This window comes from Terrabacter terrigena, assembly GCF_042676085.1.
In the GTDB taxonomy this organism is placed as follows: Bacteria; Actinomycetota; Actinomycetes; order Actinomycetales; family Dermatophilaceae; genus Terrabacter; species Terrabacter terrigena.
The window spans coordinates 279,807-306,565 of the sequence record NZ_JBHTKH010000002.1; the positions used below are offsets into that span (position 1 = coordinate 279,807).

21 protein-coding genes are annotated in these 26,759 nt (G+C 72.5%); 10 read left to right on the top strand and 11 right to left on the bottom strand.

The annotated features are described in order from the left end of the window. Positions 1–69: 69 nt before the first annotated feature. From ACFQ2V_RS05560 to ACFQ2V_RS05590, 7 genes are all read left to right on the top strand, one after another. Positions 70–3,114, top strand: coding sequence for a S8 family peptidase (locus ACFQ2V_RS05560; RefSeq protein ID WP_386051504.1), 3,045 nt, complete (start codon positions 70–72; stop codon positions 3,112–3,114). A gap of 2 nt (positions 3,115–3,116) precedes the next feature. Next, positions 3,117–3,530, top strand: coding sequence for a hypothetical protein (locus tag ACFQ2V_RS05565; protein WP_386051506.1), 414 nt, complete (start codon positions 3,117–3,119; stop codon positions 3,528–3,530). Between the two features lie 201 nt (positions 3,531–3,731). Further along, a complete protein-coding gene (locus ACFQ2V_RS05570; RefSeq protein WP_386051508.1) occupies positions 3,732–4,766 on the top strand; it encodes a sulfate ABC transporter substrate-binding protein in 1,035 nt (344 codons plus the stop codon). Continuing rightward, positions 4,763–5,830, top strand: coding sequence for a sulfate ABC transporter permease subunit CysT (gene cysT / locus ACFQ2V_RS05575; RefSeq protein WP_386051509.1), 1,068 nt, complete (start codon positions 4,763–4,765; stop codon positions 5,828–5,830). The genes ACFQ2V_RS05570 and cysT overlap by 4 nt, the downstream gene beginning before the upstream one ends. Then, positions 5,827–6,633 (top strand): sulfate ABC transporter permease subunit CysW, encoded by an 807-nt coding sequence (cysW, locus tag ACFQ2V_RS05580; RefSeq protein ID WP_386051511.1) that lies wholly within the window; start codon positions 5,827–5,829, stop codon positions 6,631–6,633. The genes cysT and cysW overlap by 4 nt, the downstream gene beginning before the upstream one ends. Next, a complete protein-coding gene (locus ACFQ2V_RS05585) occupies positions 6,630–7,640 on the top strand; it encodes a sulfate/molybdate ABC transporter ATP-binding protein (RefSeq protein ID WP_386051513.1) in 1,011 nt (336 codons plus the stop codon). The genes cysW and ACFQ2V_RS05585 overlap by 4 nt, the downstream gene beginning before the upstream one ends. Before the next feature lie 241 nt (positions 7,641–7,881). Then, positions 7,882–8,346, top strand: coding sequence for an RrF2 family transcriptional regulator (locus ACFQ2V_RS05590; RefSeq protein WP_386051515.1), 465 nt, complete (start codon positions 7,882–7,884; stop codon positions 8,344–8,346). A 46-nt stretch (positions 8,347–8,392) separates the two neighbouring features. On the opposite strand, the gene ACFQ2V_RS05595 is transcribed toward ACFQ2V_RS05590, so the two are convergent. The 8 genes from ACFQ2V_RS05595 to ACFQ2V_RS05630 all read right to left on the bottom strand — a co-directional run bounded on the left by ACFQ2V_RS05595 (position 8,393) and on the right by ACFQ2V_RS05630 (position 14,805). Beyond that, complete coding sequence (locus ACFQ2V_RS05595) at positions 8,393–8,758, bottom strand: Rv3654c family TadE-like protein (protein WP_386051517.1); 366 nt, start codon at positions 8,756–8,758, stop codon at positions 8,393–8,395. Beyond that, the gene (locus ACFQ2V_RS05600; RefSeq protein WP_386051519.1) at positions 8,755–9,114 is read right to left on the bottom strand and encodes a TadE family type IV pilus minor pilin; all 360 of its coding nucleotides are present in this window, start codon (positions 9,112–9,114) and stop codon (positions 8,755–8,757) included. The genes ACFQ2V_RS05595 and ACFQ2V_RS05600 overlap by 4 nt, the downstream gene beginning before the upstream one ends. A gap of 38 nt (positions 9,115–9,152) precedes the next feature. Then, entirely contained in the window at positions 9,153–9,341 is a 189-nt protein-coding gene (locus ACFQ2V_RS05605) for a DUF4244 domain-containing protein (protein WP_386051520.1), read from the bottom strand. A gap of 83 nt (positions 9,342–9,424) precedes the next feature. Further along, complete coding sequence (locus tag ACFQ2V_RS05610; RefSeq protein ID WP_386051522.1) at positions 9,425–10,183, bottom strand: type II secretion system F family protein; 759 nt, start codon at positions 10,181–10,183, stop codon at positions 9,425–9,427. Beyond that, positions 10,180–11,052, bottom strand: a complete 873-nt coding sequence (locus tag ACFQ2V_RS05615; RefSeq protein WP_386051524.1) for a type II secretion system F family protein — start codon at positions 11,050–11,052, stop codon at positions 10,180–10,182. The genes ACFQ2V_RS05610 and ACFQ2V_RS05615 overlap by 4 nt, the downstream gene beginning before the upstream one ends. After that, positions 11,049–12,320, bottom strand: coding sequence for a TadA family conjugal transfer-associated ATPase (locus ACFQ2V_RS05620; RefSeq protein WP_386051526.1), 1,272 nt, complete (start codon positions 12,318–12,320; stop codon positions 11,049–11,051). Before ACFQ2V_RS05620 ends, ACFQ2V_RS05615 begins: the two co-directional genes overlap by 4 nt. Before the next feature lie 16 nt (positions 12,321–12,336). After that, on the bottom strand, positions 12,337–13,137 hold the full coding sequence (locus tag ACFQ2V_RS05625) for a hypothetical protein (RefSeq protein WP_386051529.1): 801 nt from the start codon (positions 13,135–13,137) through the stop codon (positions 12,337–12,339). Between the two features lie 795 nt (positions 13,138–13,932). Then, entirely contained in the window at positions 13,933–14,805 is an 873-nt protein-coding gene (locus ACFQ2V_RS05630) for a Fic family protein (protein ID WP_386051531.1), read from the bottom strand. 232 nt (positions 14,806–15,037) lie between these two features. Here ACFQ2V_RS05630 and trpS point away from each other — a divergent pair, with 232 nt between their 5' ends. After that, positions 15,038–16,210 carry a tryptophan--tRNA ligase gene (trpS, locus tag ACFQ2V_RS05635; protein WP_386051533.1) on the top strand — a complete coding sequence of 391 codons (1,173 nt, stop codon included), beginning with the start codon at positions 15,038–15,040 and terminating at the stop codon, positions 16,208–16,210. Positions 16,211–16,360: 150 nt separating this feature from the next. Here the strand turns inward: trpS and ACFQ2V_RS05640 are convergent, their stop codons facing one another. Together ACFQ2V_RS05640 and ACFQ2V_RS05645 are read right to left on the bottom strand one after the other, a co-directional pair. After that, a complete protein-coding gene (locus ACFQ2V_RS05640; protein ID WP_386051535.1) occupies positions 16,361–17,173 on the bottom strand; it encodes a lysophospholipid acyltransferase family protein in 813 nt (270 codons plus the stop codon). A gap of 142 nt (positions 17,174–17,315) precedes the next feature. Next, positions 17,316–19,061 carry an alkaline phosphatase D family protein gene (locus tag ACFQ2V_RS05645; protein ID WP_386051537.1) on the bottom strand — a complete coding sequence of 582 codons (1,746 nt, stop codon included), beginning with the start codon at positions 19,059–19,061 and terminating at the stop codon, positions 17,316–17,318. Between the two features lie 239 nt (positions 19,062–19,300). Between ACFQ2V_RS05645 and acs the strand changes: the two genes are divergently transcribed. Next, the gene (gene acs, locus ACFQ2V_RS05650; protein ID WP_386051539.1) at positions 19,301–21,295 is read left to right on the top strand and encodes an acetate--CoA ligase; all 1,995 of its coding nucleotides are present in this window, start codon (positions 19,301–19,303) and stop codon (positions 21,293–21,295) included. Between the two features lie 149 nt (positions 21,296–21,444). On the opposite strand, the gene ACFQ2V_RS05655 is transcribed toward acs, so the two are convergent. Beyond that, positions 21,445–22,695 (bottom strand): helix-turn-helix domain-containing protein, encoded by a 1,251-nt coding sequence (locus ACFQ2V_RS05655; protein WP_386051540.1) that lies wholly within the window; start codon positions 22,693–22,695, stop codon positions 21,445–21,447. 179 nt (positions 22,696–22,874) lie between these two features. On the opposite strand from ACFQ2V_RS05655, the gene ACFQ2V_RS05660 reads away from it, so the two are divergent. Next, complete coding sequence (locus ACFQ2V_RS05660) at positions 22,875–26,681, top strand: S8 family peptidase (RefSeq protein ID WP_386051542.1); 3,807 nt, start codon at positions 22,875–22,877, stop codon at positions 26,679–26,681. Positions 26,682–26,759 lie beyond the last annotated feature (78 nt).

Sequence of the window (26,759 nt, forward strand, 5' to 3'; positions counted from 1 at the left end):
ATGGTCCATCTCACACGGGTGCAGCAGTCCGCCCATGCGCCGGCTCGGGGAACACACCTCAGGAGAACCATGAATCGTCGATGGTTTGCTGCGCTCGCCGCAGTGCCGCTTGCCCTCAGCGTCGCCGGAACGGGAGCGGCCGACGCGGCCCCCGCCGCCGTGGCGACGGCCCCGGCCGCCGCGCCCGCGGTCGACCGCCCCGACACCGACGGCGTCTACGTCGTCCAGATGGCCGACCTGCCGGTCGTCGCGTACGACGGCTCGACGCCCGGCTATGCGGCGACCAAGCCCGCCAAGGGCAAGAAGATCGACGTCACGTCGGCGGCGGTGACCCGCTGGGCAGACAACCTCAAGAGCAAGCACGGGAACGCCCTGCGGTCGGTCGGCGCGACCTCGCGGCTGTACGACTACGCGTACACCTACAACGGCTTCGCGGCCCGCCTCACCGGTGCACAGGCCAAGGCGCTGCGCTCGACCGCCGGTGTGCTGGCCGTCTCGAAGCAGCAGACCTACACCATCGACACGTCGACGACGCCGGGCTTCCTCGGGCTCACCGACAAGGGCGGGCTGTGGGAGCAGCTCGGCGGCACGAAGGGCGCCGGCGAAGGCATCGTCATCGGCGACATCGACTCGGGCATCTGGCCCGAGTCCCTGTCGTTCAGCGACCGCGTCGACGCCAAGGGCGTGCCGACGCGTGCCGCCACCGGCAAGCTCGCCTTCCAGCAGCTCCCGGGCTGGAACGCCAAGTGCCAGAACGGCGAGCAGTGGAACAACTCGCTCTGCAACCAGAAGCTCATCGGCGCGCAGTACTTCAACGCGGGCCAGGGCGGCAACGCCGGCATCGACCGTGACCGTCCGTGGGAGTTCAACTCCGCCCGCGACTACAACAGCCACGGCACCCACACGGCGAGCACCGCCGGTGGCAACTTCGGCGTTCCCGTGACGGGCAAGACGGCTCCCCTGGCGCCCAACGGCATCAGCGGCATGGCCCCCCGCGCCCGCATCTCGGTCTACAAGGCCCTGTGGTCGACCGAGTCCGGCGACACCGCGAGCGGCGCCGGGTCCGACATCGTCGCGGCCATCGACCAGGCGGTCGCTGACGGCGTCGACGTCATCAACTTCTCGATCAGCGGGACGTCGACGAACTTCGCCGACCCGACCGAGATCGCGTTCCTGTTCGCCGCCGACGCGGGAGTCTTCGTGTCCGCCTCCGCCGGCAACAGCGGCCCGACGCCGTCCACCGTCGCGCACCCGTCCCCGTGGATCACGACCGTTGCCGCCGGCACGCACCCGCGCGCCAGCCTCGGCGACGTCACCCTCGGCAACGGCACGGTCATGACCGGCGCCTCGACCGCCACGACCGACGTCAGTGGCAGCCTCGTGCGGGCCCGTGACGTGGCTCGCGCAGGTGTGGACCCCGCGACCGCGGCGCGGTGCCACTCGAGCGACACGGGGACCGGCGGCTCCAACGACCTCGACCCGGCCAAGGTGGCCGGCAAGATCGTGGTCTGCGAGCGCGGCGACAACGCCCGCGTCGACAAGAGCCTGGCCGTCCAGCAGGCCGGCGGCATCGGCATGGTCCTCGTCAACGTCCCCCCGGCAGTCGGTGGAACCCTCGCGGACTTCCACTCCGTCCCGACCGTGCACCTCGAGAGCAACCACTACGCCGCGCTCGACGCGTACGTCGTCGGTGCAGGCGCGTCCGCGCGGGCATCCATCCACGGCTACGTCGACACGAAGCAGCCCGCGCCGTTCACGGCGAGCTTCTCGTCGCGCGGTCCGATGCTCGCCGGCAGCGGCGACGTGCTCAAGCCGGACGTCATCGCACCCGGCCAGGACATCCTCGCGGCCGTCTCGCCGTCCACCGGCGGGGACAGCTTCAACCTCGAGTCGGGCACCTCGATGTCGGCCCCGCACGTCGCCGGCGTCGCGGCGCTGCTCAAGCAGCGTCACCCGAGCTGGTCGCCGATGGCCATCAAGAGCGCGCTCATGACGTCCGCCTACGACGTGCTCGACGACGTCACCACGGCGACGAAGATCTTCCGCCAGGGCGCGGGCCACATCCGGCCCAACTCTGCGGCAGACCCGGGGCTCGTCTACGACAACGGCTTCAACGACTGGGTCGCCTTCCTGTGCGGCTCCTCGAACGCCGTCGGCGCCGCGACCTGCAACGCCCTCAGGAACGCCGGCTTCAAGACCGACCCGAGCGACTTCAACGTCGCCTCGATCGCCATCGGTGACCTGGCCGGCACCCAGACGGTGACCCGCACGGTCACCAACGTCGGCTCTGCCTCCGCCACGTACACGCCATCGGTGTCGGGGCTGAACGGGGTCACCGCCCAGGTGCTTCCGGCGCAGCTCGCGCTCGCGCCCGGCGCCAAGGGCACGTTCACGGTGAAGCTCACCCGGACGACCGCACCGATCGGCTCGTACACCGGAGGCTTCCTCACCTGGAGCGACGGGACCCACTCGGTTCGTTCGCCGCTCGTCGTCAAGCCGGTCGCGCTCGCCGCCCCGGCCGAGGTCGCGGCCACGACCGCCGGAAAGTCGTACGAGGTCACGTTCGGCTACGACGGCCCCTTCACCGCGTCCCCGCGCGGTCTGGTCAAGGCGACGGAGACGCCCGGTTCGGTCGTCGACGACCCCACCGACGACATCGACACGGCTCCTGCCAGCAGCCTCGCGACGACGACGGTGACGGTTCCGGCCGGCACGACGTACGCACGTTTCGCCCTCTTCGGGTCGAGCGGCGCCGGCGACGACCTCGATCTCTACGTCTACCGGGGCACGACCCTCGTGGCCCTGAGCGGCAACGGAGGAGCCGTCGAGGAGGCCAACCTGGTCGACCCGGCGCCCGGTGACTACCGGGTCGTCGTCCACGGGTTCGCCGTGACGGGCGCGACTGCGAGCTTCACGCTGAACCACTGGCTGCTCGGCTCGACCGACGCCGGCAACATGGAGGTCACGGCACCGCCCCAGGCGACGACCGGCGGCAAGGGCACGATCGCCCTCGGCTTCGGCACCCTGGCGCCGGGCAAGTGGCTCGGCTCGGTCGCGTACGCCGGCAGCGCCGGCATGCCCAGCCCGACCGTCGTGCGGGTGGACGTGCCGTAGGTGTGAACAACCAACGGGGGCCGTCAGGCCCCGAACGACGGGGAGGTCCCGGCAGCCGCCGGGGCCTCCCCGCTCGGCGTCCGGGCGGGGGCCGGCCGGACCCCGCCGGGGCCGAGGACGTCCCGTCGACCAGTGCCCGCGAGCAGCTGCGACAGGCAGCCGCCGCGGGGGCGTCTCGCCCCCTGCCCACGGTCGTCGTCCGCGGCACGCTGCGGCGGGCCGAGGTGGAGATGCGGCCCCTCGTGCTCGATGGCGACGACGGGACCACGTGGGAGCTGCTGCTCCCGCCGGGATGGGCGGTGGAGGCCGAGCCGGGCGCGCGTGTGACGGTGAGCGGCGACCCCGCGGACGACGTGGTGACGACCTCGATGGTCGGGCCCGTGCTGCGCGTGCGGACGCTCTCGACCGAAGCCTGACCGCAGCCACCCGGCCGGACGCCGGAGAGGCGGCTCGACCACACTCTGAGACATAATCGCGAGTTATTTGACCGGTAACGCTCGCCTATTCGAAACTCCCATGCAACAGATAGGAAAGCATCACGCTCTCCCCTGGGCACGACACGTCCACGTCGTGTGGACCGCACACGACCACCGTCTCACCCCTCAGGAGCACCGCCCATGCGACGCCCAACCATCGCCCTCGCCGCCATCGCCGTCACCGCGACCCTGGGCCTGTCGGCGTGTGCCGGCGGCGGGGCCAGTGACACCGTCGACCAGCCGGGCTCCACGGCGGCCGGTGCTGCGACCAGCACCATCAACCTCTTCGCGTATGCCGTCCCGAAGGTGGGCTTCGACGTCGTCATCCCGGCCTTCCAGAAGACCGACGCAGGCAAGGGCGTGCAGTTCCAGCAGAGCTACGGCGCCTCGGGAGACCAGAGCCGCAAGGTGGCTGCCGGCGCCGAAGCCGACTTCGTCAACTTCTCGGTCGAGCCCGACATCACGCGTCTCGTCGACGCCGGGCTCGTCGACGCCAACTGGAATGCCAACGAGCACAAGGGAATTCCCTTCGGCTCCGTCGTCACGATCGTCGTGCGCAAGGGCAACCCCAAGGGCATCAAGGACTGGGACGACCTGCTCAAGCCGGGTGTCGAGGTCGTGACGCCCAACCCGTTCTCATCGGGTTCGGCCAAGTGGAACCTGCTCGCCCCTTATGCCGCGAAGAGCAACGGCGGCGCCAACAAGGCGGCCGGCCTCGCCTACGTGACCTCGCTCGTCAAGGACCACGTCAAGATCCAGCCCAAGTCGGGCCGTGAGGCCACCGAGGCCTTCCTCCAGGGCAGCGGCGACGTGCTGCTCAGCTACGAGAACGAGGCGCTGTTCGTCGAGAAGAACGGCGACCCCGTCCAGCACGTGACGCCGCCCACGACCTTCAAGATCGAGAACCCGGCCGCCGTGCTCAAGGGCAGCAAGAACCTAGCCCAGGCGACCGCGTTCAACGAGTACCTCTACTCCCCGGAGGCCCAGAAGCTGCTCGCCGAAGCAGGCTTCCGCCCCGTCGACACGACGGTGGCCAAGGAGTTCGCCTCGAAGTTCCCGACGCCGACGAAGCTCTGGACGATCGCCGACCTCGGCGGCTGGAAGACGGTCGACTCGACGCTCTTCAAGAAGGACGTCGGTGACATCGCCAAGATCTACGACCAGGCGACGCAGTGACAGCCAGGATCCACCAGCGCAGGGGTGCCGCGGCAGCGGCGCCCCTGCCGGCGCGTCCGGCCACGGGCGACGATCGTGTGCGCGGCCGGACCGACGGTCTCACCGAGGACGGCACCGAGGACGGCCCCGAGGACCGCACCGAAGACCGCACCCAGCACCACACGGGGGACGGGGCCGACGAGCGCGACGCGCGGGACGGCATACGCCCTGCGGGTGGTCGGGACGGCACGGCAAGCCCGGACGCGGGCGCGCCGAAACGGCCCTCGGGTCGGATCGGCCTGGCCCGCCCCCTCGGCGTCGGGGTCGTGACGCTGTGGCTCAGCGTCATCGTGCTGCTGCCGCTCGCGGCCCTCACCGTCGCGTCGTTCGGCGAGGGACTCTCCGGGTTCTGGGACGCCGTCACCGCGCCTGCGGCCCTCGCGTCGCTGTGGGTGACGGTGCTCGTGTCGGCGATCGTGGCCGTCGTCAACGCCGCGCTCGGCACCCTCGTGGCGTGGGTGCTCGTGCGCGACGAGTTCCCGGGCAAGCGCATCGTCAACGCGCTCATCGACCTGCCGTTCGCGCTGCCGACGATCGTCGCGAGCATCGTGCTGCTCTCGCTCTACGGGCCCAACAGCCCGATCGGGATCGAGCTCAACGCGACCCGTTGGGGCCTGGTCGTGGCCCTGCTGTTCGTCACGCTGCCCTTCGTCGTGCGCTCGGTGCAGCCCGTGCTCATCGAGGCCGACCGTGAGGTCGAGGAGGCCGCGGCATCGCTCGGTGCCTCGAACTGGACGACGTTCCGTCGCATCGTGCTCCCGACCCTTGCTCCGGCGATCCTGGGTGGCACCGGCCTCGCCTTCGCCCGTGCCATCGGTGAGTACGGATCCGTCGTGCTCATCGGCGGCAACATCCCGCGCGAGACACAGGTCGCCTCGCAGTACATCCAGCAGCAGATCGAGATCGACCGGCCCCTCAACGCCGCCGCGGTGTCGGTGGCGCTGCTCGCCGTCGCGTTCGTGACGCTGCTCGTCCTGCGGGTGCTCTCGAGCCGCACCCAGCGCCGTGAGGAGCGTGACGCATGACGATCTCCCGGGGCACCCGACTCTCGCTGCGCGTCGTGGCGCTCGGCTACCTCTTCGCGCTGCTCGCCGTGCCCATCGCCGTCATCCTGTGGCGCACGTTCTCTCCCGGGCTCGGCGAGTTCATCCAGTCCGTGTCGACCCCTGCAGCGCGGTCGGCCATCAACCTGTCGCTCCTGATCGTGGCGATCGTCGTGCCCCTCGACGTCGTCTTCGGGGTGGCCACGGCGCTGGCACTCGTGCGAGGTCGGTTCCGTGGCCGCGGACTGCTGCAGGCCGTGGTCGACCTGCCCTTCGCCGTCTCGCCCATCGTCGTCGGCGTCGCCCTCATCATGCTGTGGGGGGCTGGGGGCTGGTTCGGCGGTCTCGACAACGCCGGCTTCACGGTGATCTTCGGGCTGCCCGGCATGGTCATCGCGACGCTCTTCGTCACGCTGCCCTTCGTGGTGCGCGAGGTCGAGCCGGTGCTGCACGAGATCGGCCAGGAGCAGGAGCAGGCCGCCTCGACGCTCGGCGCGAGCCGCTGGCAGACCTTCTGGCGGATCACGCTCCCGGCCATCCGGTGGGGCCTGACCTACGGCATCGTCCTGACGGTCGCCCGCGCGCTCGGCGAGTTCGGGGCCGTGATCATGGTGTCATCCGGCTTCCCCGGGGTCTCGCAGACGCTGACGCTGCTCGTCCACTCCCGCTACATCGACGACCACAACACCTACGGCGCGTATGCCGCCGCCACCCTGCTCATGGGCATCGCGCTCGTCGTGCTGCTGCTCATGACCGTACTCGACCGCAAGAGGAGCGACCGATGATCACCGTGACCAACGCGCGCAAGAACTACGGGTCCTTCGCCGCCCTCGACGACGTCAGCATCGACATCCCGAGCGGTTCGCTCACCGCGCTGCTCGGGCCGAGCGGATCGGGCAAGTCGACCCTGCTGCGCTCGATCGCCGGCCTCGAGGGGCTCGACTCGGGCACCGTGACGATCAAGGGCCGCGACGTCACGCACGAGCCACCCCAGCGCCGCGGCATCGGCTTCGTCTTCCAGCACTACGCCGCCTTCAAGCACATGACCGTTCGCGACAACGTGGCCTTCGGGCTCACGATCCGCAAGAAGCCGAAGGCGGAGACAGACCGCAAGGTCGACGAGCTGCTCGAGATCGTCGGGCTCGAGGGCTTTCGCAACCGCTACCCGGCCCAGCTCTCGGGCGGCCAGCGGCAGCGCATGGCCCTGGCCCGCGCGCTTGCCGTCGACCCGCAGGTGCTGCTGCTCGACGAGCCGTTCGGTGCCCTCGACGCCAAGGTGCGCACCGACCTGCGCCAGTGGCTGCGCCGACTCCACGACGAGGTGCACGTCACGACGGTGCTCGTGACCCACGACCAGGAGGAGGCCCTCGACGTCGCCGACCGCATCGCGGTGCTGAACAAGGGCCAGATCGAGCAGGTCGGCGACCCGGTGACGCTCTACGAGCGCCCGGCCAACGACTTCGTCATGGGATTCCTCGGTTCGGTCGCGCACTTCGGCGACCAGCTGGTGCGCCCGCACGACATCGTGCTCGAGCGCGACCGTGCCACGGCGCTGGCCCTCGACGCGAAGGTCGCCGGATCTCCGGGCGTCGTCGAAGCGGTCGTCGAGCGGGTCGTGCCCCTCGGCTTCGAGGTGCGCATCGACCTGCGAGCGGACTCCGGGGCGCGGTTCGCGGCCCAGATCACGCGCCGTGACGCCGCCGCGCTCCAGCTGCGCGAGGGAGAGACGATCCATGCCCGTGCCGTCGCACGGTCGAGCGTCGTGGACGTCGACCCGGCCCTCGCGATCTGATCCGTCCGGACGACTCCGAACCCGCCGCGGGTAGCCGCGCAGCGAGACCGCCCGGCCGGGTCCGTGGATGACGGCATACCGTGTGCTGTGGAGCTCGCCCGTCCCGACGAGACGGGTGCAGGTGGCTCGGGCGACCGAGTGACCGAACGACTGAGGCGGCGAGGGGACGACACCTCGCCGCCTCAGCCACTTCACCCGCGCCGGGTGCGCACGTCGCTGTGCGGTGCGGCAGACTGCACGGATGGACATCTCGGCACGGGTCGACTATGCGGTCCGCGCCATGCTGATCCTCGCAGAGGCTGACGCGGAGGGTTCGGCGCCGATCAGCATCGACAGCCTCTCGACCCGGCAGGAGCTGCCGCGCAAGTTCCTCGAGGCGATCTTCGCGGACCTCCGACGCGCCGACCTCGTCCTCAGCCGGCGGGGGGCCCGTGGCGGCTACGTGCTGGCCCGCGAGCGTGGCGCGATCAGCGTCGGTGACGTCTTCCGGGCCGTCGACGGCCCGCTCGCCGAGGTGCGCGGCCTTCGCCCGCACGAGACGGCCTACCAAGGGGTCGCCGAGCACCTGCCGAGTCTCTGGGTCGCCGTTCGGGCGAGCCTGCGCGAGGTACTCGACGAGACCTCGCTCGAGGACCTTCGCACCGGTGACCTGCCTGACCGCGTCCGGCAGCTGCTGACGGCGCCGGACGCCTGGCAGAACCGCTGACGGCGGACGGACGTGCGGCCCGCCCCGTCCCAGCGCTCAGCCCAGCTCAGCGCTCCGGCCCGGCGCGGGAGCGAGCGGTCGCCGGCCGCGGCCACAGCGAGGAACGCACGGCGACGGTGAGCTCGACATCGGTGCCGTTCACCGAGCAGGCCTGTGTCACGGCGCCGTTCACCTGCGCCACCTGCCCCGCGACCGCGCAGGCGGCCGGTGCGGACGAGCCCTCTTGAGCGGCTGAGGCCCCGGCCAGGGCGCCGAGGTCGGCTGCCAGCCGCGCCCGGTGGCTCGCGACGACGACGGATCCGATCACGAGAGCGCCGGTCGTCAGGGCGAGGACGACGACCACGACCGTCAGGACCAGCAGGCTTGCGGCACCCCTGTCGGCGGCGGCTGCCGGAGCACTGCCGTTCGTCATGGCCCTGATCGCCCAGGTCGCCCTGATGGCCCTGATGACCCTGACTCGACAGGCGTCTCTGCGGTCGCCTCGAGGTCCCACCCGGGCAGGACGCCCCAGCCGCCCGTGCGGGCCGTCACCGTGACGCGGGCCGCGCCGCCACCTCCGGTCACCGCGACACGCGCACCCGAGGGAGCAGCCTGTGCGGCGAGCGACCGGACCCGGCCGTCGTCGTCTCCGCGGGCTGCCGCCCTGCTGGCGATGCGCGCGGCGTCGATGCACCGGATCTGGTCGATGGCCGCCTGGACCGCCACGAGGCACAGCGCCAGGACGAGGACGACGGACGGGATGGCGACGGCGAGCTCGGCCGTCACCATCCCGCGCTCACGCCGAACGAGGCGAGGGTGGCGTCGGGTCACCCCGCGAGGCCCAGGGCGCTCTGCACGATGCCCGTCAGGGCACCTCGCACGGCGTCGGACTTCACGACCCCGAGCAGCACGAGCGCGAACGTGCAGGCTGCCATGATGCCGACGGCGTACTCCGCCGTCGTCATCCCGACGTCGCGCCTCACGGACGTCAGTCGCCGGATCAGTCTGCGGGACATGGGTTCTGCTTTCATCGGTCTCCTTCCATCTGTCTTTCTCCTCATGGCCCGAGCAGGAGTGCTCGAGACGTCCTGTGCTTCGGCTACCCACGGAGCACGTCCCCCGCGAGCGCGATGACGAGCGGCGCCACCGTCGTGAGGCAGAAGGCGGGCAGCAGCACGAGACCCAAGGGGGCGACGAGCCGGACTCCGACCTTCGCGGCCGACAACTCGAGGCGTTCGAGCTCCGCGTCGCGAAGGTCGTCCGAGGCCGCGAGCAGCATCGCGCCGGGAGGCACGCCGGCGTGGTGCGCGATGGCGACAGCGCGCGCGGCCGGTGCCCAGGCCGGCCCGACGGAGGCCCAGGCCTCGGCCTCGTCGGCTCCCCAGCGCAGCGCTGCGGCAACCTGACGCAGGTCACGTGAGGCCGGCCCTGCCAACCCTGTGGCAACGGCCTCGAGGACGTCCCACGTGGGAAGGCCCGAGCGGTAGGCGAGAGCAAGCAGAGCGAGCGCCGACGACACCTCGGCGTCGACGACCTTCGCCACGGTCGCGCCGGGTGGGCGCAGACCTCGGGTCATGCGGCGAAGACCAGGCACGGCGCCGACCGGACGGTCCCCGGACTCGCCAGCCGATGCGGCTCGGTCACCGCGCGGGGCACCACCGCCGCGGTCAACTGCACCGACAGGCTCGCCGTGGCCGACGGACTCGGCACCGTCGAGGGGCTCGGCATGGTCTAGAGGCTCGGCGTGGTCGACGGACTCGGCGCCCTCGACGGACTGGCCTTGCCGGCTGTCGGAACCCAGCAGGACGTGGACGGCCGCGCCGAGAAGGGCCGCCGCGACCACGGTCCAGGGGCTCACGGTCGCACCGCCCGACGGACCATGCGTGTGCACCAGACTCGTCCGGCCCACACGAGGGCGAGCCCGGCCGCTACGCAGACGCTCGCGAGAGGCGTTCCGAGATAGAGGACACGGGGGTCGACGCCGACGGCCAGACCGAACAGGGGCCCGGTCAGCGGGAGAGTCGTGAGCACGGTGACGGTGGCACGGGGTCCGGCCACCGCGACGGCGACCTTGCGGCGCCGTGCCCTGGCGTCGAGCAGCCCGCGCACCGCACGGTCGACGGCGAAGGAGAGCGGCGCGCCGGTGGTCTCGGAGAGCTGCCAGGCGGCGGCGACGAGGGCGAGCTCTGCGGATCGGCTTCGCGCGGCCCAGTGTGCCCAGACCGGCGACATGACCTCTGCCTTCTCAGCCGCGGCGAGGAGTGCGCCCACCAGCTGGTCGATGTCGTGACCCGCCGCCCCCGGGCGAGTCGCCGGCCCCCAGCCGGGCCTGCGGTGTCGGGCGTCCCCACGGCGAGATCGACCCATCCGCTGCCGGGCCAGTGCCACTCGCTCAGCGCCCAGAGCGGCGGCGGCCGCGAGCTCGATGGACCGGCTCGGAGTCAGTCCTGCGTCGAGCGCAGGTCCGACGCCGCGCAGCAGCTCGAGGGCGTCGTCGGCGAGCTCGCCCGAGCGGCGCCGGAGACGCCATCGGCGGAAGAGCTCGACGGGGTCACGGTGCCACAGGCTCGGCAGCGCGGCATCGGTCCGGCCGCCTGGTGCTCCCGGCGGCGCTGCCCACACAGAGTCGTGAGCGGTCGCTCCACCACTCCGCCGCCGCCGTGGCCACAGGAGGACGGCGATGACGAGCAACACGGCCGCGAGGGCCGCCACCCCGTCGACCCTCACGACGCCTCCCTGAAAGGCCGTCCCGGTGGCGTCGGGTCGCCGGCTGCCGCGCCGGTCGCGGCAGCCTCGAGCGCACAGCCCGCCGAGACAGCAGGTGCACCGACAGGCGGACTGGTCAGCGGCCCGACACGGTCGACGGGAAGGTCGAGGCGGGCGGCGAGGGCGGCCCAGCCGGGACCGGTGCGTGGCGGGTGGCCGGGCCCGTCCCACTCCAGGGCGGGGACGACGGCCGGCGAGGCGTCACGGCGGAACAGCGCAGCCACCGCCGAGATGCGCCTGTGGCCGCCCGCACGAGTCACGTGCACGACGAGGTCGATGGCGGCCGCGAGCTGGGCACGGACCGCGTCGGGGGCGAGACCCGCCAAAGCCCCCAGCGCCTCGAACCGGGCGACGACGTCGACCGGCGCGTTGGCGTGGACCGTGCCGCAGCCGCCCTCGTGGCCCGTGTTGAGCGCCGCCAGCAGCTCACGGACCTCGGCTCCTCTGACCTCCCCCACGACGATCCGGTCGGGGCGCATGCGCAGGGCCTGACGCACCAGCGTGGTGAGGGTGACCTCTCCGGCCCCCTCGACGTTGGCCGGCCTCGCCTCGAGGCGGACGAGGTGCGGATGGTAGACGGAGAGCTCACGGACGTCCTCGACCACGAGCAGTCGCTCGACGGGGTCGATGCACCCCAGCAGCGCCGCGAGCAGGGTCGTCTTGCCGGCGCCCGTGCCACCGGACACGACGAACGCCAGCCGGGCCCTCACGGCCGCACGCAGCACCGGCTCCCACTCACCCGGCATCATGCCGCGGGCACACAGCCCCTCGAGGGACACCGTGTCGCTCGGAGGCACACGGATCGTGATGTGCGGACCGCCCGAGACGAGCGGCGGCAGCATCGCGTGCAGCCGCGCGCCGGACGGCAGCTGGCCGTCGACCCACGGGCTGGCGTCGTCGAGCCGTCGACCGGCGAGCCCGGCCAGGCGCACCGCGAGGGCGCGGGCCTCGTCGGGCTCCATCCCCTCGCCGACCCACTCCATGCCGTGGCCCCGGTCGACCCAGATCGAGCCGTCGCCGTTGACCGCGACGTCGGTGACGCCGGGTTCGCAGAGCCAGGGGTCGAGAGGCCCTGCCCCCAGCACGCGAGCCGCAAGCGCAGAGCGTGTCGCGGCGACCCGCCGGGCTCCAAGAGCCCCGTGCTCCTGGGCGGCCACCGCCGCGACGGCACCGCCGTCGGGGGAGACCCCGTCGCGGACGCGCTGCCACACGGCCGGGCTGAGGCTCATCGCAGGCACCGATCGCTCATGCCGCAACCGCCTGGGCGATCAGCCGCAGCAGGAGCTCGTCGGCCGCCCGCACCACCGCACCGCGGCCCCGCGCCCCCGGCGGCAGTCCCTCGGACACCTCCGCCAACAGCCTGCGGTCGTCGCCGATGGTGGCGACGAGCGGCACGTCGAGCTGGTCCATCACGAGGCTCTCGAGGTCGCGCTCGACCCGGTTGCCGCGGAGCACCGCCCACGGTTCGATCGGGAGGAGCGGCGCCTCGTCCCACGAGCGCGCGACCGGCTCGCGGAAGCCACCGAGCAGGCGCCGCACCTCCGGCACGACGGCGGCGGCTGCGGCGAGCTGGGGCACGTGCGAGCCGACGAGCACCACGACGGCGTCGACGAGCACGGCCACCGACGCCAGCACCCGGTCGTCACGCGGCAGGTCGAGCACGGTCACCTCGTGCGCGTCTGCGAGCCCCGCGACGACGTCGGGCACGGTGTCGAGCCAGCCGTCGAGCGCGTCGCCTCCCACCGGCGCGGCGCCGGGCGCGACGCCGGACCCGGGTCTCGTGAGCACCGGGACCCCGCACGCCATGGGCAGCTCGTCGGCCAGCCCCAGCCCGTCGACGACGCCCGCGACGTCAGCGAGCTCTGGCCACCGCCAGCCCGGCTCCTGCTCGAGCCCGAGGAGGACGTCCTTCGGACCGCCCCACGGGTCGAGGTCCACGAGCACGGCCGACCGGGAGGCCGCCGCCGCCCGCACGGCGACGGCCGCGGCGAGCGTCGACGACCCGAGCCCGCCGGAGGCGGGGACGAAGGCGATGACGGTTCCCATGCGCCAACCGTCACGCAGCCGCCGGGCCCGGCCCAGCGGCATACGCAAGCCGGTGGAAAGGCCACCCCGCGTCCGAGGGGGTGTGGACAACCAGCCCGCCACCCAGCGCTGGGGCTCCGAGCCGGCTCCGAGGCAGGCTCGCCGGCGGCCCGGGCCGAGGCCATCGACGTGGGCGAACCGGCCCGGAAAACGGTGGTGGCCTCCGTCCGGGGGAAGACGGAGGCCACCCTCACGAGACTGGCACCGGGGGGGAGGAGCCAGATCGCGCGGCGCTCGACCCGCGAGGGGAGCGCCTCGTCAATCGTGGAGGTTCGACCTTCGGAATGCAAACCGGGATGTCGCGACACGCGGCCGTTTCTCGGGATTTGTCACCACACGACAATGTGCGTCCGAAATGTCCGGAAAGCGCTTCCATTTCGAAGGCCGACCGTGGAGATGGTCCCACACAGGTGGAGGCCCCTCGACCGGGGTCGAGGGGCCTCCAGAGAAGTCCGGGCTACCAAGCGTGCAATTGTCGAAGTGTCGCTCCGGTTGTGCGCCCGGAGGTGGACTGTTCCAAGGGAACTGCTCTCGCGTGGGTACTCGGGGTCTTCTCGTGACATCTGTCCTGCGTGGATCCGGATCTACGCCTCTCGGCGATGGGGTTCCTGCAACTGTTCTACTCCACGGCCTCGGCGTGGCGACAGCCCTGACCTCGTGCGAGGTCCTCGTCAGAGCGAGAAACTGTCCAGCATCGTGGACATCCCGCACGAATCGGCGGCTTCTCGGGGGCCGCACGGGCGCCTCCGGAGCAGCTCAGGTGAGACGGCCGGCGCGCACGGCGTCGCTGACCCGTTCCCCCTCCGCCGCCCCACGCACGTACGCCTCCCCTGCCTGCGCGAGCCAGAGCCCGACCCCCGCCGCGTCACCCCGGGCGTAGGCCGCCAGCGACCCCAGGTAGGCCGGGCCGCCGCCGGCGACGTGGCCGGCCTCCGGCACCGCGACGCCCGTCGGGTCGAGCCCGAGGGCCTGGACGACGGCCCGCTCCATGGCGCGGGCCACGAGCCCGTTGCCGTGCACGAAGGGTCGGATCGAGGCGATCTCGGCGTGCACCAGCGCCGCGACGACCGCCGCCGGCACCCGGTTGCTGCCGGCGGCCGCGACGACCATCTCCGAAAGGGCGGCCAGACGCGCCGCGACGACCGGAGGGGCCGGCGCCGGCCCGAGGTCGACGAGCTCCGCGCAGTCCTCGTCGTCGATGCGGGGGCGCCCGAGCCGGTCGCCCTCGACGACGGGGGCCGCTGCCGCGACGTGCAGCCGGGCCAACGCCTGGAGCGGCGCCGTGCGCACGAGGGAGACGACCCTCTCGCTCTCGGCCGTCGCGGCGACGGCGCCCTTGAGGGTCATGAGTCCCGGGTCGAGGTCGTCGGGCCAGCCGCGGGCCCCGCTCATCAGCTCGCGCACCAGGTCGACGGGCAGCTCGGCCCCGTCGAGGGCGGCGCTCGCCCGCGCCCCGCGCACCCGCGACTCGGCCGCCGCCTCCGGAATCCGCCGGCGCAGGGCCTCGTGGAACCGCAGCTTCGTGCAGGCCTCGCGCGCGCCGTCGGCGCGGTCGCGCACGTCAGGCAGCTCGGTCAGCGCGGCGAGCTGGTCGAGCAGGGCGGTCTGGGCGGGAGTCGCGTCGGGCACCGGACCAGCCTAGGAGCGGGCCGTTGCCGATCGAACCGTTCGACAGCCTCGGCGGCCGTGAGTACCCTCACTGACATGCGTCCGACGACCCGTCAGTGGTGGCTGCCCAGCTGAGGCGGCCCTCCGACGCGACGCGTCAACCCACACAGAGCCGCCCACGGGCGGCTCTTCGCATGTCTCGACCATGCGGGCACCGGGTCGACCCGTGGGCACCCCACGAAGGAGACCCACGATGACGCTCAGCCCCACCCTCGGTACCGACACCGGCCTCCCCCCTGCCGATCCCGCCGATCCCGCCGGTCCGGCCGGTCCCGCCGGTCCCGCCGGTCCCGGCGACGAGCGGGCCACGTATGCCGTCGCGCGCGAGCGCAGCGCCGTCCTCGACGCACTCATCGACGGCCACGCAGCCGGCGACCCCACACGCTTCCGCATGCTCACCGGCGACCGGCCCACGGGGCCGTTGCACATCGGGCACTACCTCGCGAGCCTGCGCAACCGGGTTCGCTTGCAGGACAAGGGCGTCGAGACGTTCGTCGTCATCGCCGACTACCAGGTGGTCACCGACCGCGACTCCGTGGGCGAGATGGGGTCCAACGTGCACGGTCTCGTCCTCGACTACCTCGCCGCCGGCATCGACCCGACGCGCACGACGATCTTCACCCACAGCGCCGTCCCGGCACTCAACCAGCTGATGCTGCCGTTCCTGTCGCTCGTGACGGACGCCGAGCTGCGCCGAAACCCCACGGTGAAGGACGAGCTCGCGATGTCGGCCGGGCGCCCGCTCTCCGGGCTGCTGCTCACCTACCCGGTGCATCAAGCGGCCGACATCCTCTTCTGCCACAGCCGCATCGTCCCGGTGGGCCGTGACCAGCTGCCGCACCTCGAGCAGACGCGAGCCATCGCGCGCCGCTTCAACACCAGGTATGCCGCCGGGCACACCGTCTTCCCCGAGCCCGAGGCGCTGCTCAGCGACGTCCCGCTGCTGCTGGGCACCGACGGCACCAAGATGAGCAAGAGCAAGGGCAACGTCATCAACCTGCGCGACACGGCGGACGAGACGGCGGCCCGCATCCGGGCGGCGCGCACCGACTCCGAGAGGCGGATCACCTTCGACCCCGACGGTCGCCCGGCGGTGGCCAACCTCCTGACGATCGCCGGGCTGTTCCTCGACGAGTCACCCGAGTCGGTCGCCGAGCGCGTCGGCGACGGCGGCGCCCGGGTGCTGAAGCGGGTCGTGACCGACGCGGTCAACGAGTCCCTCGCAGGACACCGGGCGCGGCGGGCCGACCTCGCTCGCGATCCGGCACACCTCACGTCGGTGCTGCACGACGGCAATGCCCGCGTCAACGAGGTCGCCGAGCGCACGCTCGCGACCGTGCGGGCGGTGATGGGCATGAGCTACTGAGGGAGAGGACGAGATCGCCACGGCGCCCACCCGGCCTGACTTCCCAGCCTGACTTTCCCAGCCTGACTTCCCAGCCTGACTTCCCGGCGTGACTTGCCGGCCTGTCTTCTCGGCTCCCCACCTGTCGAGGCCGTATGCCGTGTCGCCTGCTCAGCCCCGACGGAGCTTGCGCGCGGACGCGCGGGATCGCCTGCGGGAGCGCTTGGCCCGCTGTTCGGCTGCCAGGTCGGCGCGCCGCATACCCTCCTCGTCGATGCGCAGCCCGTCCTCGACGCTCGGCGCCGTGCCACCCCGCGACCGAGGCAGCCACCAGCGGTCGGCGTCGTCGCGCGGCTGGTCGGGGTAGGCATCCATGGCCTGCTCGAGCAGTGCCGCCACCCGGGCACTCAGCTGCTCCGAGACGGCATACGGGTCCGCGTCGGCTGCGGGGCGGAGCGGCTCGCCGACGACGATCGTGACCGGGACGCCGCGGCGCAGGCCGAGACGCCCACTGCGCCCGATGCGGTGGCTGCCCCAGACTGCGACGGGGACGAGCGGGACCTGGCACCACGTCGCGACGGCGGCGGCACCGGGTCGGAACGGCCGCAGCTCCCACGAGTGCGAGATCGTCGCCTCGGGGAAGATGCCGACGACCTCGCCCGCCCGGACCGCCTCGACCGCGTGCCGCAACGCGACCTCGCCGTGCGCACGGTCGACCTCGATGTGCCGCATGGCCCGCATCGCGTCACCGAGGACGGGCGGCAGGAAGACCCCGTGCTTGGCGAGGAACCGCACGTAGCGGCCGCGCTCGCGACCGACCAGCCCGACGAACAGGAAGTCCGGAGAGCTCACGTGGTTGCTCGCCACCACCGCACCTCCCGACATGGGCAGGTGCTCGACGCCTCGGACGTCGATGCGCAGGCCGAGCGCGGCGAAGCTCGCGCGCGCCGCCCGGACAACGAGGCGGTAGGTCCGTTCGGTCACACCTCATCTTCGACGCCGCGCCCGCCCCCGGATGCCGACGACACCCCGCCCACCGATCGAAAGAGCACTCCGCCACGTGACGGAGTGCTCTCTCGATCGCGGGTTGGTGTGAGGGATTGCGCTCTCGATGAGAGCGAGGGGGCTACTCGGTGGCGTGGGTCTCCTCGCGGATGGTGTCGGCGATGATCTGCGCGTCGCTCGGCCCGGACGCCGCGGACGCCCCGGACGCCCCGGCGGTGGCCGACGCCGCGGACGCCTCGGACGCGGCGGCGGACCGGCGGGCGGTCGTCGAGGGCAGCGGGTTGTCGGCCGTCTGGCGCAGGCCGCGCTCACCGTCGTCGAGGACGAACTCGGCGCGCGTGAACACCTCGGCGCCGGGCGTGGTCACGACCGGCACGCAGCGGTAGCGCGCTGTGAGCCCGGTGGGCGTGATCGTCGTCGAGACGTAGCCGCGCAGGTTGGTCCAGAAGCGCAGGTTCGGGTTCCACGCCGCCCACGGGTGCTGGCCGCTCGCGCTGTCGTAGCCGTTGCCGCCCGACGTGATCGAGCTCGTGACGAGCTCCGAACCGACCACCGCGCCGGGGTCGTCGTAGTCGAGCTGGAGGTCCGAGGCCCAGTGGGCGTGGACGTCGCCGGTGAGCACCACGGGGTTGCGCACGCCCGCGTCGACCCAGCCCTGCGTGATGCGCCGGCGCGAAGCGGGGTAGCCGTCCCAGGCGTCCATCGAGACCGTCGTCCTCGCCGTCGCGTCGTTGTCGCGACGGCCGAAGAAGACCTGCTGGCCCAGCAAATCCCAACGCGCCTGCGACTGGCGGAACCCCTCGAGCAGCCACCGCTCCTGCTCCATGCCCGGCAGCGAGCGCGACGGGTCGGCGGCGTCGGCGCAGTCCTTGTAGCCGTCACCGCAGGCCTGGTCGGAACGGTACTGGCGCGTGTCGAGCATGTGGAAGTTGGCGAGGCGACCCCACTGGACGCGGCGGTAGAGGTCGAGGTTCGGGCCGCTCGGCACGGACGACCGTCGCAGGGGCATGTTCTCGTAGTACGCGCGGTAGGCCGCGGCCCGGCGCTCGAGGAAGGTGGGCGTCTCGGCCGGCTTCTCGGGGATTTCGCCCGCGTAGTTGTTGTCGACCTCGTGGTCGTCCCAGACGGCGAGCCACGACGCCGCGGCGTGGGCCGCCTGCAGGTCGGGGTCGCTCTTGTACTGGGCGTAGCGCTGCCGGTAGCCGGCGAGCGTCTTGGTCTCCGGGCCGACGTGGGCGCGCCCGACCCCGTTGCCGGCGCCCTCGTACTGGTAGTCGCCGAGGTGGAGGATCAGGTCGGGGCGCTCCTCGGCAAGGTGGCGGTAGGCCGTGAAGTAGCCGGCCGGGAGGTTGGAGCACGAGACGAACGCCATCGCGAACGCGGCCGGCAGCTCGAGGGCGCTCGGCGCGGTCACGGCACGGCCCGGCGCCGAGAGGTGCCTGCCGAGGCGGAAGCGGTAGAAGTACTCGCGCCCCGGCCGCAGCCCTTGCACCTCGACGTGCACCGAGTGCGCCCAACCGGGCTCTGCTGCAACGGAACCCGCCTTGACGACGTCGGCGAAACGCTCGTCGGACGCGACCTGCCAGCCCAGCTGGTAGGAGGAGGACGGCATACCTGCTCGACCGTCGGCGGCCAGCGGTTCGAGGGCGAGACGGGTCCAGATGACGAAGCCGTCGGGGGCCGGGTCACCGCTCGCGACGCCGAGGGTGAACGGGTTGGCCGAGGGGACGACGGCTGCGGCGCTGGAGCGGCTGCCCACGACGACGGAGGAGCCGGCGAGGGCGACGGCGCCCGTGGCGAGACCGCCACGGAGCACGGAGCGTCGGGAGGAATGGAGCGAGGTGAGCTTCTGGAGTGAGTTGTCCATGGCGTCCACATTCGTCACCGCCCGACGGCGGCAGCCGTCCTGTGGCCGAACCCGGGGTGAATGTTGGGGTGGACGTCGGGCCGACCGTTCGGCCCCGGAGCCTGACCGCTCGACGCACTACCCATCGGTAGGGTTGAGACCTGCCTCACTCGGCCCTTGAAGGGCGAACTAGCCTGCGTTTGAGTTGTCGCAGGGCCGCCAGCCGCGAGCGCTGTGTCGGTGCGACCGCTTCATCGTCGATGCGAAAGGGTGACACCGTGAGCGAAGAGACGCTCGACAACCTCGTCCACGAGGGGCTGACCTTCCCGCCCCCGCCCGACTTCGCCGCGCAGGCGAACGGCACGGCAGACCTGTACGACAAGGCCGCCGCCGACCACGACGGCTTCTGGGCCGAGCAGGCCCGCACGTACCTGACGTGGAGCACGCCGTTCACGCAGTCGCTCGACTGGAGCAACCCACCATTCGCGAAGTGGTTCGCCGACGGCGAGCTCAACGCCTGCGTCAACGCCGTCGACCGGCACGTCGAGGCCGGGCGGGGCGACAAGGTCGCGATCCACTTCGTCGGCGAGCCCGAGGGCGACACCCGCGACATCACCTACGCCGACCTCCACGCCGACGTGCAGCGCGCCGCCAACGCGCTCGCCGACCTCGGCGTCGGCAAGGGCGACACCGTGGCGATCTACCTGCCGATGATCCCCGAGGCCGCCGTCGCGATGCTGGCCTGCGCCCGCCTGGGCGCGCCGCACTCGGTCGTCTTCGGCGGCTTCTCCGCGGAGGCCCTGCACTCGCGCATCGACGACGCCAAGGCGAAGGTCGTCATCACGGCCGACGGCGGCTACCGCCGCGGCGCGCCGTCGGCCCTCAAGCCGGCCGTCGACGCCGCCCTCGACCACGGCGACACCTCCGTCGAGAAGGTGCTCGTCGTCCGGCGGACGGGCCAGGACACCGCATGGAACGACCGCGACCTCTGGTGGCACGAGGCGCTCGAGAAGGCCGCCCCCACGCACGAGGCCCAGGCCTTCGAGGCCGAGCACCCGCTCTTCATCCTCTACACGTCGGGCACGACCGGTAAGCCGAAGGGCATCTTCCACACGACCGGCGGCTACCTCACCCAGGCGGCCTACACCAACGCCGTCGTGCACGACGTCCACCGCGACACCGACGTCTACTGGTGCACCGCCGACATCGGGTGGGTCACCGGCCACAGCTACATCGTCTACGGACCGCTCACCAACGGCGTCACGCAGGTGATGTACGAAGGCACGCCGGACACCCCGCACCAGGGCCGCTGGTGGCAGATCGTGCAGGACTACAAGGTGACGATCCTCTACACGGCCCCGACCGCCGTGCGCACCTTCATGAAGTGGGGCACCGACATCCCGGCGAAGTTCGACATGAGCTCGCTGCGCCTCCTCGGATCGGTCGGCGAGCCGATCAACCCGGAGGCCTGGCTCTGGTACCACAAGCACATCGGCGGCGGCCGCGCCCCGATTGTCGACACGTGGTGGCAGACCGAGACCGGCGCGATCATGATCAGCCCGCTGCCGGGCGTCACGACCCTCGAGCCCGGCTCGGCCCAGAAGCCGATCCCCGGCATCAGCGCCGAGATCCTCGACGACGAGGGCAAGCCGTTCACGACGCCCGAGCAGGTCGGCTACCTCGTGCTGACCAAGCCGTGGCCGTCGATGCTGCGCGGCATCTGGGGCGACCCGGAGCGCTACAAGGAGACGTACTGGTCGCGGTTCGGCGAGAAGTACTACTTCGCCGGCGACGGCGCGAAGTACGACGCCGACGGCAACATCTGGCTGCTCGGCCGCGTCGACGACGTCATGAACGTCTCGGGCCACCGCCTGTCGACGGCCGAGATCGAGTCGGCCCTCGTCTCGCACCCGAAGGTCGCCGAGGCCGCGGTCGTCGGCGCCAACGACGACACGACGGGCCAGGCGGTCTGCGCGTTCGTCATCCTGCGCCAGGAGGCGGTCGGCGAGGCCGACGAGGCGGGCGAGGGCAAGGACCTCGTGCAGGAGCTGCGCAACCACGTGGCCAAGGAGATCGGCCCCATCGCCAAGCCGCGCTCGATCATGATCGTCAGCGAGCTGCCCAAGACCCGCTCCGGCAAGATCATGCGCCGTCTGCTGCGTGACGTCGCTGAGGGGCGCGAGGTGGGCGACGTCACGACGCTCGCCGACAGCTCGGTCATGGACCTCATCAAGACGGGCATGGCGAAGGACTGACCTCGAGGCATCCATCCGCCCGAACGGACAAACCCCAGCACGTATGCCGCCCGCCTCGCCTTCGTGGTGAGGCGGGCGGCCGCGCGTGGTGCGGTCGAGGTGGTCCCCCGCGGCGGGGCGCGGGGCGCTGCCCCGAACCCGCCCGGGGGTCAGGGTCGGCGCACCCAGCCGCGCTCGGCGGCAGCCCACCCGAGCTGGATGCGCGTCGTCGCGCCGGTCGCGTCCAGGAGTGAACGCACCCGCCGCTGCACGGTGCGCAGCCCCACGTCGAGCTGCTTGGCCACGCGCACGTCGGAGGCACCGGCGATGAGCAGCGACAGGACCTGGAGGTCGAGCTCGTCGGGCCCGGGCCGCGCCTCGACGACGTCGTCGGCGCCCGGGGTCGCCAGCACGAGCGGCCACGCGTCGCGCCAGACCGAGTCGAAGAGGGCCACGAGGGAGCGCATCAGGCCGGCCGCATGCAGCACGAGCGCGGCCGGCTCCGCGCCGTCGGCGTCCAGCGGGACCATCGCCGTGCGCCCGTCGGCGATGACGAGCTTCGTCGGCACCCGTTCGACGACGCGCACCTCCTCGTCGCGGCGCAGCACCGCGGCGACGTTGGCCTGCGCCTCGCGCTCGAGCACGTCGCGCTCGAGGACGACCCGGTAGCGCACGCCGCGGGCCGTCGCGATGTCCTCGGCGGCGTTCTCGTCGGCCGTCACGACGGCGGGCCGGTCGGTGACGAACGCACAGACCTCGTCGACCGCGCCGAGCTGGAGCTGGTGGAAGCGCTGGCCCACCGCGTGCGACCCGACGACGACCTCGACGAGGTCCTGCACGCCCGAGGCGGCCTCGGTGCGGTGCATCTCCGCGAGCCGGGCGGAGGCGAGCTCGGCGACCTCCAGCTCGTGCCGCCGGTCGTTGACGAGGGCCCGCAGGGCGACGCCGGGCGGCGCGGCGACCCACCGTCCCGGCGTCGCCGCGGACCTGGCGACGAGACCGCGCTGCTCGAGGGCGACGACGACCTCCTCGGCCTGCAGCTCGGTGAGGTTGGAGCGCCGGGCGAGGTCGTCGAGGCCCATTGCCCCACGGGCGACGAGCGTTCGGTAGAGCACCGCCTCCTCGGCCGAGAAGCCAAGCGGCGCAAGGGCCTTCGCATCCATTCCGTATGTCGTGTCCGTCCCGGGCAGTGCGCCGAGCTGGGGCGCGGCGTCAGTGTCGTCGGTCGAGGCGGCGGGCAGCGGCGGGGCGGCCCCTCCTGCGGCTTCGTGTGCCGTCTCGCGTGCCGTCTCGCGTGCCGTCTCGCGTGCCGCCTCGTGTGCCGGCTCGCGTGCCGTCGCGTGTGCCGTCTCTTCCGGCTCGCCCATCGTGACCTCCCGCGCGGCTGACGTCGCGAGCCACCGGTGGCGGGGCCCCGCCATGGCGCACTCCCGCCTGCCCACAGTCTGTCCGACCGGTCGCCGGTTCGGCACGCTGGGCCGCGGACGGCGAGCTCCCACCGGTGCCGTCCGCTCCCCCACCCCAGAGCTGCGCGGGCCCGATCAGGCGGGCCCGCGCACCCACCCCACCCCACCCCACCCCACCCCCTTTCGGAGGACCCATGCGCCCGAACTGGCGTACCACCCTGGGAGCGGCGACCGTCGCCGTCCTGGCCGCGACAGCGGCCGCTCCCACCTCTGCCTTCGGGCAGGGGACGAGCGACCGCGACCGACCGATCGTCGGCTCAGCGGCCGCCACCACGAGCACCAGGCCCGCGACCTCGTCGCCGCGGACCGTCACCCTCGTCACGGGCGACCGGGTGCTCGTCACCGGCGCCGGGACCGACTCCCCCGGCGTCACGGTGCTGCCTGGGGACGACGGCTCGGTGCCGCTCGTCGAGACCCGGCGCGTCGGCAAGGACGTCTACGTCTATCCGGCCGATGCGGCGTCCGTCATCGCTTCGGGCAGCGTCGACGAGGAGCTCTTCAACGTGACGGGCCTGGTCACGATGGGCTACGACGACGCGAGCACGAAGACCCTGCCGGTCATCGCGCGCTACTCGTCCGCGGTCGACGTGGCCCGCTCGGCGCCGGTCACACCGAAGGGCGCGGCAAGGGTGCGCACCCTGCGCTCGGTGGACGGGGTCGCGATGAAGGCCGACAAGGCGCGGGCACGCGAGTTCTGGGCCGACGCGACGAGCCGGTCGAGCGCCGCTGGGGCACGGCTGCAGAAGCTGTGGCTCGACGGCAAGGTACGCAAGAGCCTCGACCAGTCGACGAAGCAGGTCAACGCCCCGCAGGCGTGGGCGCTGGGCCTGACCGGCACCGGGACCAAGGTCGCCGTGCTCGACACCGGCGCGGACGCCCAGCACCCGGACCTCGCCGGCCGGATCACCGGCTCGCAGGACTTCACCGACTCGCCGGGCGGCGCACTCTCCGACGTGGACGGCCACGGCACGCACACCGCCTCGACCGTGGGCGGCTCCGGCGCGGCCAGCGGCGGGGCCAGGAAGGGCGTCGCCCCGGACACCGACCTGCTCATCGGCAAGGTGCTCGACGACTACGGCTCGGGCTCGTACTCCCAGATCGTCGCCGGCATGGAGTGGGCCGTCGCCCAGCACGCCGACGTCGTGTCGATGAGCCTCGGCGCGCCCGGCGACCCGGGCCAGTGCGACGACCCGATCGCCACGGCCGCCCAGGACCTCTCGACGTCGAGCACGAGCCTCTTCGTCATCGCCGCCGGCAACAGCGGCCCCGGCAACAACACCGTCTCGACCCCGGCCTGCGCGCCCGCATCGCTCGCGGTCGGCGCCGTCGACCGCGACGACGCGACGGCATACTTCTCGAGCCGCGGCCCGGTCGCGAACACGCACGTGCTCAAGCCCGAGATCGCAGCGCCCGGCGTCGGCATCTCGGCTGCGCGTTCGGGTGGCCGCGGCGACGACGCCTACATCGGAATGTCGGGCACCTCGATGGCCACGCCGCACGTCGCGGGCGCTGCCGCCATCGTCAAGCAGGCCCACCCGACGTGGACCGGTGCACAGGTCAAGGCCGCGCTGGTGTCGTCGGCCGACCCGTCGATCCCGGGCGACGTGCGCCAGGTCGGCGCAGGGAGGCTCGACGTGCTCGCCGCCGTCAAGGAGCCGGTGACGAGCTCTGCGGTGCAAGGCGGTTCGTTCGCCTGGCCACACACCGCCGCGCAGACCACGAAGGTCGACGTGCCCTACACGAACCTGTCGGGCACCCCCGTCACCCTCCGTCTCGCCGTGACCCGCGTGACCGGTGACGACGGCACCGCGGTGCGCTCCACCGTCGCGACGCTCGCTGCCACGACCGTCACGGTCCCGGCCGGCGCCACCCGCTCCGTGCCACTCGCCCTCACGCCGGCGGCCAAGCTCGGCGCCGCGCAGTACGGCGACCTGACCGGTCGCGTCGTGGCCACGGACGCGACGAGCGGCAGTGAGGTCGTCTCGACGCCCTTCTCCCTGTACGTGGCGCCGCAGACGGTGTCGCTGACGATCAAGATGGTCGACCGGCTCGGCCGGCCGGCTGCTGGCGCCTCGACGGTCGACGTCATCAACACGGACTCGCCCAAGGGCGAGCGCCGTTACAACGAGGGCCAGTCCGCCTTGACGTATGCCGTCCGACCCGGCACGTACCTGTTGTCCGGCTACGTCCAGTCCCCCGACTCGGAGACCTCGAACGTGCTCGGGTCGATCGCGTACTTCGCCCGCCCGCAGATGACCATCTCGGGTGACACGACGGTGACGTTCGACGCGACGAAGGCGCACCGCATCGACGTCAGGACCGACCGTCCGAGCGAGGCTCGCGCATCGGTGCTGTCGTTCACGCGCAGGTGGGACGACTTCTGGATCCACTCCGGCTCGATGACCGGCGGATCCGGCCTGGGCGCCCTCTACGCCGACGTGCAGGGCACCGCCAAGGACGGCACGTGGGAGTTCGGAACGTGGTCGCGACGCTATGCCCCGGCCGTCGCCTCCATGTCGGTCACCGGCGGCCCGGCGCTGCACCCGATCGCCCCGGACAAGACCGCAGCGGGTCTCGACGGGACCGCCGGCGCGCCGGTCGTCGATGCCGGTGCGGGCACTGCCGCCGACCTCACGGCCGCGAGGGTCAAGGACAAGGTCGCGCTCGTGCGCCTGCCGTCCGAGACCGGCAACCTCACCTCGGCGATGACGAACCTCGTCAACGGCTCGGGCGCCAAGGCCGTGCTGCTCTACCGCCCCGCTGAGGGCCGTTGGGCGCCCAGCACGGGCTTCCAGCCGGTCTCGGTCGCGGCGTACTCGCTGCCGATGGTCGAGGGTGACGCGCTCAAGGCCCGCCTCGCGGCGGCACCGGGTGGCGAGGTCCCGCTCAGGTGGACGGCGACGGCGCGCAGCCCGTACGTCTACAACCTCGGCTTCACGCAGTCGACGCCGTTCACCGACGACAAGACCTACGTCGTCCAGGACCGCAAGCTCGGGCGCACCGACGCCAGGTACACGGCCATGGGCCTCGACACGGCGTTCCTCGACCACGTGCAGGCCGACCGTCCGGACGGCACCAGCCTCGGCGTCTCGAACTTCGAGGCCCTCCCCGTTCCGGGCACACGAACGGAGTACTACACCGACGGCGGCACGCAGTGGTCGCAGCTCGTCATCTCGAGCTTCCCTTTCGGCGAGGCGATGCTCGGGACGAAGCACACCTACCCCGCGGGCTCGGTGCGCTCCGAGGCCTGGCACGGCGGCATCGTCGGACCGACCGCGATCCAGGACGAGAACGGCGTCGAGCAGCTGACGGCCGAGCGCCAGGGCGGCCTCATGGGCTTCGCGCCGCAGATGTACGGCGACGACTGGGGCCACGTGGCCGTGCCGGGCTCGTTCGGCGACGCCGGCAGTCTCGAGCTGAGTCGTGACGGCGAGGTGATCGGCAGGAGCGCCTGGACCTCGGGCGTCTTCGAGGTGCCCGCCGAGGACTCCGCCTACGCACTGACGCTGCGTCAGTCGAAGTTCCCGTCGTCGGCGCCGTTCTGGAAGCGCTCGACCCAGGTGACGACGACGTGGGGCTTCCGCTCGGCCCTCGAGCCGGACGTCTTCTCGCGCGGCCTGCCGCTGCTCTTCCCGCGGGTCAGCCTGCCCGAGGACGGCCTGAAGACGCTGCCGGCCGTCGCCGGTCAGGTCCTGCCGATCCGGGTGACCGGCCACGCGGGCTACCAGCCGGGCGAGGTCGTCGCGGCGGCGTTCGCCGTGTCCTACGACGGTGGCTCGACGTGGGTCGACGTCCCCGTCACGCACAACGACGGCGCGTGGAGCGCGGTCGTCGACCACACGGGCGCGGCCGGCAGGACCGTCGCGACCCGGGTGAGTGTCACCGACAGCAAGGGAGCGTCCGTCACACAGACGGTGCAGGCCGCGTACGCCGTGCGCTGAGCTTCTCCGATGTCCGGCGACGACGCCGGAGCAACGTATGCCGCCCGCCCCGCACACTCCGCGGGGCGGGCGGCGTGC